This window comes from Chryseobacterium tructae, from assembly GCF_030409875.1.
Lineage (GTDB): Bacteria > Bacteroidota > Bacteroidia > Flavobacteriales > Weeksellaceae > Chryseobacterium > Chryseobacterium tructae.
The window spans coordinates 4230938-4243311 of record NZ_JAUFQR010000001.1; the positions used below are offsets into that span (position 1 = coordinate 4230938).

The 12374-nt window shown below is 35.5% G+C and carries 14 protein-coding genes and 1 pseudogene; 10 read left to right on the forward strand and 5 right to left on the reverse strand.

Annotation, left to right across the window (positions count from 1 at the left end; translation table 11 throughout):
- Nucleotides 1-213: 213 nt before the first annotated feature.
- Complete coding sequence (locus tag QWZ06_RS20960; protein WP_290300954.1) at nt 214-960, reverse strand: metallophosphoesterase family protein; 747 nt, start codon at nt 958-960, stop codon at nt 214-216.
- 292 nt (nt 961-1252) lie between these two features.
- On the opposite strand from QWZ06_RS20960, the gene QWZ06_RS20965 reads away from it, so the two are divergent.
- From QWZ06_RS20965 to QWZ06_RS20985, 5 genes are all read left to right on the forward strand, one after another.
- Nucleotides 1253-1870: an NAD(P)H-dependent oxidoreductase gene (locus QWZ06_RS20965; protein WP_290300955.1), complete on the forward strand. Its 618-nt coding sequence runs from the start codon at nt 1253-1255 to the stop codon at nt 1868-1870.
- On the forward strand, nt 1867-2154 hold the full coding sequence (locus QWZ06_RS20970; protein ID WP_290300956.1) for a putative quinol monooxygenase: 288 nt from the start codon (nt 1867-1869) through the stop codon (nt 2152-2154). Before QWZ06_RS20965 ends, QWZ06_RS20970 begins: the two co-directional genes overlap by 4 nt.
- Before the next feature lie 2 nt (nt 2155-2156).
- Nucleotides 2157-2912, forward strand: a complete 756-nt coding sequence (locus tag QWZ06_RS20975) for a type 1 glutamine amidotransferase domain-containing protein (RefSeq protein ID WP_290300957.1) — start codon at nt 2157-2159, stop codon at nt 2910-2912.
- Nucleotides 2913-2924: 12 nt separating this feature from the next.
- Entirely contained in the window at nt 2925-3908 is a 984-nt protein-coding gene (locus QWZ06_RS20980) for an aldo/keto reductase (protein ID WP_290300958.1), read from the forward strand.
- A 262-nt stretch (nt 3909-4170) separates the two neighbouring features.
- A complete protein-coding gene (locus tag QWZ06_RS20985; RefSeq protein WP_290300959.1) occupies nt 4171-5139 on the forward strand; it encodes a cyclase family protein in 969 nt (322 codons plus the stop codon).
- Between the two features lie 261 nt (nt 5140-5400).
- Here QWZ06_RS20985 and QWZ06_RS20990 read toward each other — a convergent pair whose 3' ends face one another.
- From QWZ06_RS20990 to QWZ06_RS21000, 3 genes are all read right to left on the reverse strand, one after another.
- The gene (locus QWZ06_RS20990; protein WP_290300960.1) at nt 5401-5844 is read right to left on the reverse strand and encodes a carboxymuconolactone decarboxylase family protein; all 444 of its coding nucleotides are present in this window, start codon (nt 5842-5844) and stop codon (nt 5401-5403) included.
- Between the two features lie 5 nt (nt 5845-5849).
- Nucleotides 5850-6281, reverse strand: coding sequence for a DoxX family protein (locus tag QWZ06_RS20995; RefSeq protein WP_290300961.1), 432 nt, complete (start codon nt 6279-6281; stop codon nt 5850-5852).
- Nucleotides 6282-6344: 63 nt separating this feature from the next.
- The gene (locus QWZ06_RS21000) at nt 6345-6917 is read right to left on the reverse strand and encodes a Crp/Fnr family transcriptional regulator (RefSeq protein ID WP_290300962.1); all 573 of its coding nucleotides are present in this window, start codon (nt 6915-6917) and stop codon (nt 6345-6347) included.
- A gap of 66 nt (nt 6918-6983) precedes the next feature.
- On the opposite strand from QWZ06_RS21000, the gene QWZ06_RS21005 reads away from it, so the two are divergent.
- From QWZ06_RS21005 to QWZ06_RS21020, 4 genes are all read left to right on the forward strand, one after another.
- A complete protein-coding gene (locus QWZ06_RS21005) occupies nt 6984-7349 on the forward strand; it encodes a DUF1304 domain-containing protein (RefSeq protein WP_290300963.1) in 366 nt (121 codons plus the stop codon).
- A 542-nt stretch (nt 7350-7891) separates the two neighbouring features.
- Nucleotides 7892-9142: a quaternary amine ABC transporter ATP-binding protein gene (locus QWZ06_RS21010; RefSeq protein WP_123908767.1), complete on the forward strand. Its 1251-nt coding sequence runs from the start codon at nt 7892-7894 to the stop codon at nt 9140-9142.
- A 1-nt stretch (nt 9143) separates the two neighbouring features.
- Nucleotides 9144-9971 carry an ABC transporter permease gene (locus QWZ06_RS21015; protein ID WP_290300964.1) on the forward strand — a complete coding sequence of 276 codons (828 nt, stop codon included), beginning with the start codon at nt 9144-9146 and terminating at the stop codon, nt 9969-9971.
- Nucleotide 9972: 1 nt separating this feature from the next.
- Complete coding sequence (locus tag QWZ06_RS21020) at nt 9973-10827, forward strand: glycine betaine ABC transporter substrate-binding protein (protein ID WP_290300965.1); 855 nt, start codon at nt 9973-9975, stop codon at nt 10825-10827.
- 72 nt (nt 10828-10899) lie between these two features.
- On the opposite strand, the pseudogene QWZ06_RS21025 reads toward QWZ06_RS21020, so the two are convergent.
- A pseudogene (locus QWZ06_RS21025) lies at nt 10900-11288 on the reverse strand (winged helix-turn-helix transcriptional regulator).
- Nucleotides 11289-11379: 91 nt separating this feature from the next.
- Here QWZ06_RS21025 and QWZ06_RS21030 point away from each other — a divergent pair.
- The gene (locus QWZ06_RS21030) at nt 11380-12372 is read left to right on the forward strand and encodes an NADP-dependent oxidoreductase (RefSeq protein ID WP_290300966.1); all 993 of its coding nucleotides are present in this window, start codon (nt 11380-11382) and stop codon (nt 12370-12372) included.
- Nucleotides 12373-12374: the final 2 nt, after the last annotated feature.

Below are 12374 nucleotides of genomic sequence, written 5' to 3' on the forward strand. Positions count from 1 at the left end.
AAGATTCCACTGATATATTTTATCACAATATGAAAAGATTATTTTGAATAAAAAACGGCCTTGATATGAACTTTTCAAAATAGAATATTATTTTCTTGAAGAAAAGTACGGGTCTTTTAATAGCGTACTCGTTCAAGAAAATAAACAAAAGTTAATTGATAGGAACAAACAAGTATAAAAACAGTATTCTAAAAAGGGAATAACCATCTTTTATTATTTTACTAAGATTTCTTTATTCCTTAAAAAGTCCGCATAATAATTAGGAATTCCACTCTCCTTGATCTGACGGGCAGTCTCTTCAATAGGATAGCTCAACTGCACCATTTCAGGAATGATCTTTTCTTCATCTAAAGTGAGTATGACATAAGAAGCTAATCTATTTTCTTCTTTAGAACGCCCTACAGAACCACAATTGATCGCCCATTTTTTATTTTCAAACTGTTTTGTAAATGACAAATGGGTATGTCCCATGATGACCACATTGGCTTTTGAATCTTCCAATATATTCATAAAGACCTCATCATTTTCCGATTCGTATAAATAGGTATCATTACTTTCCAGACTGGAATGCACCAACTGGATATTCCAATGTTTATTTCCTATTTTATAGTTTAATTTCAAATGAAATGGAAGTTCAGAAAGAAACTTTTTGTTTTCTTCTGTAATATGCTTTTTAGAATGATCGATGGCAATAAACCTTGCTTCCGTTTCTTCTTCAGAATGCTTAGACAAAGGAAAAACAGGCAGATCAAAAGCAATTCTTTCATCATGATTCCCCAGTATACAAGGTATATTCAAGCTTTTTATCCTTTCTATCACTTCATTTCCCCAGGGTGCAAAATCTACAAGATCACCCAGGCAAAACCTTTGAGAAATTCCTCTCTGTTCAATATCCTTCAACACCACTTCCAATGCCGGAAGATTCCCATGTATATCACTGAAAACTGCTATCTGTATCATTCTCTGTCAATTTGTTAATCAAATTTACAAGACAAACGGGAATTCCAATTCAGATATAACATGACATTTTACCATGAAACAGCAATTATTGAGAATGAATTTTTGCTTTGTAAAGTGAATCATCAATTGGCCTAATCTTGAATAATCACTAGCCATAAAAGCTAACAAACGAAAAGGATTCATATCTACAATAAGTATAAATATTCTGATACTTCACTATAAATTATATTATTTTAATTATACAAACATCTACTCTAACTTTGCAGAGTAAAATTTAAACAATCATAAAAAAATGAAAAAAGTACTCATCATTAACGGAGGCCAGAACTTCGGACATTCCGGAGGAAAATATAATCAGACTGTTGCAGAAAACACGTTATCCGTTCTTAATGAATTTGATAATGTAGAAGTAAAGATCACCAACGTAAGCGAAGGTTACGACAAACATGAAGAAGTAGAAAAATTTGTTTGGGCAGATTATATCATTTACCACACTCCTATCTGGTGGTTTCAGCTTCCTAACGGATTGAAAAAATATATAGATGAAGTTTTCACAGCAGGTCATGCCAGAGGTATTTATATGAGCGATGGCAGAAATGCAGCCAATCCAGAGATCAACTATGGTACTGGCGGAATGCTTGACGGAAGAAAATATATGCTAACAACAAGTTGGAATGCTCCTGCTACAGCCTTTACCCTTCCAGGTGAATTCTTCGATGAGAAAAGTGTAGATGATGGGCCTTTATTTGGATTCCACAGAATGAATGCCTTTGTATCCTTAGAAAAAATGGAAAGTTTCCACTTTCATGATGTGGAAAAAAATGCCAACATAGATCGTGATATGAAGCTTTACAGAGACCATGTGAAAAACGTATTTGAAAAAGAATTAAAATCAGAATTAGTATCATGAAAATTCATCTTACCGCAGTTATTAAAGCCAAAGAAGAACATCGTTCAGAAGTAGCAGAAGTTCTTCAGAATATGGTAAAAGAGACAAGAAAAGAAGAAGCTTGTGAACTCTATACCCTTCATCAAGGAATTGAAGATAAAAACCATTTTGTATTCTACGAAATCTGGAAAAGTGAAGAAGGATTAGCACAACATAATGAGCAACCTTATATTAAGGCATTTGGAGCTTTAATTAATGAAAAACTTCAGGAAAAACCCCAGATTTACATGACCAATCTTATTTAAAAATGAAAAAACTAACCCTTTTATTTCTTAGCCTTTTCACAATAGGATCTGTTCAGGCACAACATCAAAAATCTATTGATATGAAAAAGAAAATTTTATTTGTAGTAACCAGTCATGATAAAAAAGGAAATACTGAAGAAAAAACAGGCTACTATTTGGGAGAAGTTTCTCATCCATGGGAAGTACTTCATCATGCAGGATATGAAATTGACTTTGTAAGTCCTAAAGGAGGAACTCCGCCAGTAGACGGATTCGATTTAAAAGATCCTGTAAATAAAGAGTTCTGGGAAAACAAAGAATACAGAGATAAAATCGACCATTCTTTAAAGCCATCACAGGTAAACCCTAAAGACTATTCAACAATTTTCTACGCAGGTGGGCATGGAGCTATGTGGGATTTTGCAGATAATAAGGAATTGGCAGATATCGCTTCAACCATTTATGAAAATGGAGGAATTGTAGCAGGAGTATGTCACGGGCCTGCAGGTTTGGTGAATATCAAACTGAATAATGGGAAATATTTGGTAGAGGGGAAAAAGATCAATGCTTTTACCAATGAAGAAGAATCAGCTGTAAAATTAACAGATATTGTTCCTTTCTTATTAGAAAACAAATTAAAAGAAAGAGGAGCAAAATTTGAGAAATCCGGACTTTGGCAAAATCATGTCGTTGCAGATCAAAGAGTAATTACCGGACAAAATCCCCAATCCGCTAAAAGCGTTGGAGAAACAATTTTAAAAGAATTAAATAATAAATAAAAACAAAGAAAAATGGAATATAGAAGATTAGGAAACTCAGATTTAGAATTATCAACAATCACACACGGAGCTTTTGCCATCGGCGGTAATATGTGGGGTGGTAATGAAAAACAGGATTCTATTAACTCTATTCACGCCTCATTGGATCATGGAGTAACGTCTATTGATACAGCACCTTTTTATGGTTTTGGACTAAGTGAAGAAATGATTGGTGAAGCCATTAAAGGAAAAGATCGTTCAAAGATTCAACTGTTAACAAAGTTTGGTTTGGTATGGGACGGAAGCAACAACGAAAAGGGAGAATTTTTCTTTGATGCAGAAGATGAAGGCAAAACAATTCCAGTGTATAAATTCGCTTCTAAAGAAAACATCATTAAAGAAGTAGAAGAAAGTTTAAAAAGACTGGGAACAGATTATATCGACCTTTTACAGCTTCATTGGCCAGACAGTACCACAGCCATCAGTGAAACTATGGAAGCTATGGAATTATTGATCCAGCAAGGAAAAATTCGCGCTGCGGGGGTAAGTAACTATAGTGTTTCACAAATGGAAGAGGCTAACAGAACTATGAAATTAGCAAGCAATCAGGTTTCTTACAGTATGCTGAACCGTTCTATTGAAAGTGACCTTGTACCTTATTCTTTAGAAAACAATTCAGGAATCATCGTATACAGTCCAATGGAAAGAGGCCTATTGACAGGTAAATACTTCAAGAATAACAAGTTAAAAGACAATGATCACAGAAATGGTTATTTCTCACAATTTGATTTAAATAAAGTAAAAAATTTCCTGGAAAAAATAGAACCTATTGCTCAGGAAAAAGAAGCCAGCCTTTCTCAATTGGTATTAAGATGGACTACTTTACAACCAGCCATTACAGTCGTATTAGCCGGAGCCAGAAATGCAGAACAGGCTATTGATAATGCAAAAGCAATGGATATCAATCTTTCTCAGGAAGAATTAACATTCATCAACGCTGCTTTAAGCGAGATTTAATAATAAGCTGGGAGCTGGAAAAGGGAGGATGGAAGTACTTTCAGGTTATTGATAATTTTTCACTCCTTTGAACCCAATTATTATCAGGCTGTAAGATGGAAATATGAAGTTGAAACACTAGCGTGTAATGTTAGCTTACAGTCTGTAATTTGAATAATTACAACAACCTGATCAATAAAATATCACTTGCTTACAGACTTCAACAACGCCCCTCTTCCAGCTTCCAACTTCCCTTCTTATTTAACCTATACATCATAAAAAAATGAAAAAGAATCTGATCAAAATGTTCGGAGTAGTCACCCTATTGACTATAAACAGTATTTCATTAAACGCTCAAACCCTTATTAATCCAGAAGATCAATCATGGTATCCTTCTGCTTACGGAGCTCAGGATGAAATCGGAGCGGCTAATTTATTAACACCGGAAGTCGTAAAGCAAGCACTTGGATTGGTAAAACAAGGTAAAACATTAGCACTTGCCGTTCCTATTGATAAAAATTTACCCGCTTTCAGACACAGAAGTTTCAATCTATACAACATCCAACCCGGAGAACAAGGTGGAAAAAGCATAGGTCCTAACAAGTTTACATTCAACGACGAATTAGTCAATGGGTGGACCGGCGTAGGAACTCAACTGAATGGGATTGGACACATCGGGATTGATAATGTTTACTATAACGGAAATAAAGCAACTGATTTTGTAACTGTAGAAGGCGTAAAAAAGCTAGGTGTTGAAAAAGTACCTCCATTCGTTACCAGAGGTATAGTCCTTGATATGGTGGCTCATTATGGAAAAGCAATTGTGCCTGGTGGTACAGAATTTACCGTTGAAGATATCAAAACTGTTTTAAAGAAACAAAGTCTTACATTAAGAAAAGGAGATGTTATTCTTTTCAATACGGGGTGGCTTGAACTGATAGGCAAAGACAACAAACAGTTCTTAGAAACTGAACCGGGAATCGGAATGGATGCAGCCAAGTGGCTTGCCGATCAGGGCATTGTTGCTTTTGGTGGTGATACCTGGGCTTCTGAAGTATATCCAAATCCAAAAAGTAAAGAAGAATTTCCCATCAACCAATATATGCTGGCTAAAAAAGGAATCTATAATCTGGAACTGATTGACAGTCGTCCTTTGGTTAAGCAGAAAATTTGGGAGTTTTTATTTGTACTGGGGCAGCCTCTGTATGTAGGATCTACTCAAGTGAATGTAAACCCTGTCGCTATTTACTAAAGATAGAGATCTCGTTTAAAACCTATAACATACTATGAAAAAGAGAGACAACGTAATTCCGGTTTTGAAAAAATAAAACTAACCTTTAGAATTTATTTTTAGAATTAATATTTAATACAGGGTTACAATGTCATTTTGCTCCTTTCATTAAAATGGCCTTTCAAAATTGAAAGGCCATTTTGTTAAATAAAATAAATGTCTGTAAATGATGCTGGCTTCATTAATATCCCATTCCTAACTTCCAACATTCTTATGTTGTAATTATTTTGCAACGGGAAGATGAGTACTCACTGCAATCCTATTCCATGCATTGATGGTCACAATTGCCATAATAATCTGTGCAATCTGAGCTTCATCAAAGAATGTCTTAGCTTTTTGGTAGGTCTCCTCGGTTAATCCTTTATGGCTGATCAGGGTGATTTCCTCTGTCATGGCCAAAAGCACCTGCTCTTCTTCTGTAAAAAATTCTTTTGCTTCTGTCCATCCGTTAAGAATAAAAATTCTTTGAGGCGTTTCACCATATTTGATAGCATCTTTTGTATGCATATCAAGGCAGAAAGCACATTTATTGATCTGTGAAGCTCTGATTTTAATTAATTCCTTTTGAATATGGGTTAAAGAAGTTGTTTGTAAATACCCTTCTAATCCTAGCATTGCTTTATAAGCTGCTGAATCTACTGTTGCAATGTTTAATCTTGCGCTCATTATATTTATTTTTTGGTTAATTGATCTATACTAAAAGAATACCCTTGCTGAACAGCTAATAAGAGAGCTGCTGCACTTCCCACCCAGACTGAATAATCGAAAGGTGCCTTAGGCCCCAATGCTATAGCCATTGATACTGCAAAAATCAATAATAAGAGACTACTTCCATAAGCTGCTAATCTGGTTTTAAAACCTATAATCAACATCAATGGAAATAGAATTTCTAAACATGTGGCTGCATAAGCTGAGAAAGTACTCAACGCTTCAGGAAGAAAAAAGGTCAGCGATCTTGTATACTCTTCAAACTTGGTCATGTTTCCCCATGAAGAATTTTCTGCGCTCCACCACCCGAATCGGTCGGCTACTGCAGAAAGCATCGTTACAGAAATAGCTAATCTTAAAAATAGCTGTGGAAATTGATTTTGTGTATTTGTCATTGCATTAGCGTTTAATCACATGGCAAATTTCCGATATCTGATCCGTAAAAAACTTAAACTGGTTTAAGAACGTAATTTTGCTTTAATTTCACTTAAATATTCCGGGGTAAAACCAAGAAATGAAGCGATAAGATATTGAGGAATCCGTTGAATAAACCAAGGATATAATGTACTGAAATGAACGTAAAGCTCCTCTCTTGAATATTCCGCTATGTAACGGAGCTTCCTTTCAGAAGCCGCATAGGCTCTTTGATAGATAATTCTGAAATATTTTTCCATAACCGGATGTTTCTCCAATAATAATTCCTGACTTTTAAAATCAATGACAAGAATGGTAGATTTTTCTACGGATTGAATGTTGAAATCCGTCTGCAATTGTCTCTCGTAGGCAAACGTATCGGTAATCCACCAATTTTCTATGGCAAACTGAGTGGTATGTTCTACCCCTTTTTCATTAATAAAATATTTTCTCAGGCAGCCTTCCACCACAAAATACATGTTCCTGCAAACTTCAGCCTCCAGCATCAGATTTTGCTTCTTCTTTACCTTTAATACTTCAAAAAATGAAAAAATTGACAGATACTCATCGTCAGATATAGTAATGAATTTATTTAAATGTGCTTTGAAATTATCCATCTTTAGAATTGAATACTCAAACTTAACTTTATTTTTTTAGTTTTACAATGACAAAAATATTAAATCATGGAAGTCATTGCCAAAATACTGATCGCTGTTGTTGCATTAGAACACCTCTATATCCTTTGGATGGAAATGTTTGCATGGGAAACCAAAGGCAAAGAAGTTTTCAAAGCCGCTCTCCCTGCAGAAATGTTCAAACCCACAAAAGGTTTAGCAGCTAATCAGGGATTATACAATGGTTTTCTGGCTGCCGGATTGATCTGGTCTTTTTTTATTAAAGATCCGCAATGGCAGGATAATATCGCTTTATTCTTTTTAGGATGTGTGGCAGTGGCTGGAATATATGGTGCCGTTTCTGCTACGAAAAAGATATTTTTTGTTCAGGCGCTACCTGCAATATTGGCTATTATTGCTGTTTTACTGAAGTAATTCTATTCGTCATATTGTACAGATTTTTCTAAAAATCATCTGCGTGATCAAAACACTTTTATCGGTAATGGTAAGGGGAAATTTACCATGAGTACATCACTTCATAACCTGACTTAAAACCAGCTTCTTAGGCCTTCAAAAATCCATTTAAAATAAAATTCGTAAATTTGCAGCGTCGTAAAAAACTGATACACAGGTTTTTTATAATATTCCGCATTTTGATGAAATGTAGGAATTCAAGTTGTTCTGTACACATATCTTTTATTACCTCATCAGTAATTTAATTGTAGAATCCATGTAAAAGATTAATTTCTTTTTACACATGACACTCTTTTTCTAGAGTAAAATCTATTGAAATATTTAAAATAAACATAAGGCCATTTGCTTTATGTTATTATTTTTTGCTAGAAGCTTTTATCATTATTAGCTCGGCAAATTATTTTGTACGCTCGTCACCAAAAGAACAACACCAAAAGTTAAATGTTTAATCATGTAATTGTATACAATATGGTATAGCAATTATTAATTGAAAAATTCTGAATATGGAAAAAAATGAAAACGGTAGAAAAGTAAAACTCAAAGTTGAAGATCTGACTATTATTTTTGGTAAAAACAAAGAAAAAGCACAGGAACTTTTAGACAAAGGTTTTTCCAAAAAAGAAATTCTTGAAAAAACAGGTTGCACTGTGGGAATCAACAAAGCAAGTTTTGAGATCTATGAAGGGGAATTCTTTGTTATCATGGGATTATCCGGAAGCGGAAAATCCACATTGCTGCGTTGTCTTAACAGGCTGAATGAGCCTACTTCGGGAAAAGTATATATCAATGATGATAATATTACCGGTAAAAACAACAAAGAGCTTCTGGAAGTAAGAAGAACGGAGATGAGTATGGTATTTCAAAAATTTGGATTACTGCCTCATCACAACATCTTAGATAATGCAGGTTTCGGGCTTGAGATCAGAGGAGAAAGTAAAGCTTCCCGCGATGAAAAAGCACAGAAAGCTCTGGATATTGTTGGATTAAACGGTTTCGAAAATCAGTATCCTTCCCAACTTTCGGGAGGAATGCAACAGAGAGTAGGATTAGCAAGGGCGTTGGCCAATGATCCGGAAGTATTACTTATGGATGAAGCTTTCTCTGCGCTGGATCCTTTGATAAAATCTGAAATGCAGGATCAAATGCTGGAACTGCAAAACACTTTACAAAAAACCATCGTCTTCATTACCCATGATCTGGACGAAGCCATTAAAATTGGGGATCGTATCGTCATTATGAAAGATGGTGTCATAGAACAAATAGGAACCGCAGAAGATATTTTAACCAATCCGGCAAGCGATTATGTAAAAGCATTTGTAGAGAAGGTAGACCGTAAAACAATTATTACCGCCAGATCTTTGATGTTCGATAAAGCTACAGTAGTACGTTTTAGAAAAGATGGTCCCGAGGGAGCCTTACGAAAAATGAGAGCTACAGGGTTAGAAAACCTGCCTGTTGTTGATTTTCAAAATAAATTTCTTGGTTTTGTAACGCTTAATGATGTTGTCAGGATTGCCAAAAAGAAAGAGCCTACAGTAGAATCAATTATCAACAACAATGTGCCTTCAGTTTATCCCGAAGTTACGGTAGAAGAGATGTTACCCTTAATTTCGGGAAGTAAGTCTGCCATTGCTGTCGTGGATGAAAACAATAAGTTTTTAGGTCTTGTTACTCAATTATCTCTTGTCATAGAAGCTACCAAATTTAACGAAGAAGAAATCATTGAATTAAAAGAAATCGCAAACAATCAATAAGATGAATAAAACTATAGATATAGGTCAATATGTAGAAACTGCAATCAATTGGCTCACAGAAAATGGAAAACCTGTATTTGATGTCATAAAACATGTAGGAAATGCCTCCATTATGGGGATTGAATGGGTATTGATAAATACTCCTTTTTATGTAATCATCCTCTTCATTACACTTCTGGCATTATGGAAAGCCGGAAAAGGTATCGCTATTGTTACCGCAGCAGGGTTGAGCCTGATATTTTTGATGGGATTATGGAAAGAAACTATGGAAACACTGGCGCTTATCTTCGTAGCCACCATTACAGCCCTCGTCCTTTCTATCCCTTTGGGAATTTTAGCTGCTAAAAACAAAATCGCAGCAAAAATTATACGCCCTTTACTGGATTTAATGCAGACCATGCCCGCGTTTGTCTACCTGATTCCAGCAGTTCTGTTTTTCAGCATCGGAAAAGTGCCTGGTGCTTTTGCAACAATCATTTTTGCAATGCCTCCAGCGGTACGTTTAACAACATTGGGAATTGAATCTGTACCGAAAGATATTGTAGAAGCAGCTCGTGCTTTTGGAGCAACCAACCGTCAGATCCTATTTAAGGTGGAACTTCCTCTGGCCATGAAAACTATTTTAACAGGGATCAATCAAACCATCCTGTTATCTTTATCTATGGTTGTGATTGCCGGAATGATTGCCGCAGGTGGTCTAGGTGAGAAAGTACTGGAAGGAATTAATAACCTGGATATCGGATTAGGATTTGAAAGTGGATTATCTGTTGTGATTTTAGCTATTATCCTCGACAGGATTACCCAGGGATTTGTAAAGAAAAAACAATAAGATGAAACAATTAAAATATCTATTCTTCCCCATTTTAATGCTCGTATTAGCTGCATTAAATTCATGCGGAAACATAAAAAACTCCAAATATATTACCATAGGAATGGTAGATGGCTGGGCAGAAGATGTAGCCATGACCCATGTTACCAAAGCTATTTTGGATCAACAAGGGTATCATGTCATCATTCAGAAAGCGTCTACAGATATGATTCTGGCTTCAATGAATAATGAAGACACAGACCTTTTCATGGGAGTTTGGCTTCCTTACACCCATGCTAAAAAACTGGCCAAATTTCCGGGATTAACACATCTTGGAACCAATTATGACAATGGTCGTATAGGATTGGTCGTTCCGGAATACGTTCCCATTCAGTCTATTGAAGAATTAAACCAGCATCAGGAACAATTCAGTCACAGAATCATTGGGATTGAAAAGGGTGCAGGATTAACAACAGGAACAGATAAAGCCATTATCGATTATAAACTTGATTACAAACAGATCAATTCCTCTACTATTGCCATGATCACCGAATTACAGAACGCCATACAGCGTAAAAAATGGATTGTGGTAACAGGATGGCAGCCCCACTGGATGTTTGGTAAAATGAAGCTTAAGTTTCTTGACGATCCCAAAAAGATATATGGTGAAGCAGAACAGATTAAAACCTATGCAAGAAAAAGCTTTAGTACAGATCATCCGGAGCTGGCAACATTCTTTTCTAAATTCCATTTTGATGATGAAACAATGTCTGATCTCTTGATCCAAATGGAACACAGTAAAAATAAAGAAGCCACTGCACAAAAATGGGTAGAAGAACACTCTGAATTGGTCAATACATGGTTAAATAAAAAATAATTTAGCCTATCTTTTATTACAACTAAAAAATCCTCAACTCTATCGGGTCTGAGGATTTTTTATGACCCCATCCTATAATTCGGAAGAGCCCATCGAAGCTTTAATCTTCTCCCGATGAAGTATTCCCCAGTTCACGAGTGTCTCTGTTACCGGAAATACTGATTTCCATATTCTGTGACGGCATACACTACAGTAATCGGTTTTGTATCCTGAATTGTTCTTGTAATCAGAAGATTGGTTTCCAGCTCTTTCAATTCTTTACTCAACATTTTAGCAGAAATTCCGTCAATGCCGCGTTCCAGCTTTTTAAAATGAATCTGCTGATCGGGTCTGTTGGTCAGGTATCTCAAAATCATTAATTTCCATTTCCCTCCCAACACATCCAGGCTATCACGCATAGCAAATAATTCCTCAGTACAGGTTGCTTCTCTTTCAGTTCCGTTTTCAATAATTTTTGCCATAATAGTTTCATCAAGGTAACTAGTAACCATTTGTTAACTAGTAGCAAATATAAACTATTCCCGTTTTACATTTGTACATCAAATTAACAATATGAAAGCAATTATTTTAAATAAAAACTTTAAGCTTGAAGATGGTTTTACTGAAAAACCTCAGCCTAAAGCTCATGAAGTTCTGATTCAGATTAAAGCCAGTGGTTTTAATCCTATTGATTATCAGATGCTGGAAAATGAACTGGAACAGAAATTAATCAGTTCGCCAATATTAGGAAGAGAACTCTCCGGAATTGTTGTAGAAAAAGGAGCTGATGTCACTCAGTTCAATATCGGAGACGAAGTATTCTGTGGCAGCGGATCTATGGGAAGTAATGGAACTTATGCTGAATATATTTCAGTTCCGGAAGTTATTGTTGCGCTCAAACCAAAAAATATTTCCTTTGAACAGGCAGCTTCTATTCCATCAGCAGGATTAACGTCTCTGCAAATTTTTAAAAGATTGAATTTACAGCCGGAACAAACAATTCTCATCACCGGAGCAGCCGGAGGAGTCGGTTCATTTTTAATCAAAATTCTATTGGCTCATTATAAGCACAACTTCGTAGCAACTGTAGGCAGCGAGGAAAATAAGCAGATGCTTCTCAAACTGGGAGTAAAAGACCATCAGATTGTCAATTATAAAGAAGAAAACCTTGCAGAGAACATTCTAAAAGCCAACCATCATCAACCATTCGATATTGGAATTGATCTGGTTGGAAATTATATGGCAGAAGTGACTGCTGAAGTATTAAAAATCAACGGAACTTATGTAGATGTAACAGCACTTATTACCAAAGAAGCCCATGAACATCTCTTCAACAAAGGAACTGTGATTATGAATATCTCCAATTACGCTTACAGCATGATCAAGAAATACGATTACTATAAAAAAAGTCTGGAAGAAATTACAAAACTTATTGAAAACGGTTCAATGATTCCATCACAATATAAAGTAATAGGTAATCTTTCTCTTGAAACGGTTCTTCAAGCACATTCTATGCTTAAAAATAATCAAACCCAGGGTCATAAACTGATCATGAAAAATTCATAATC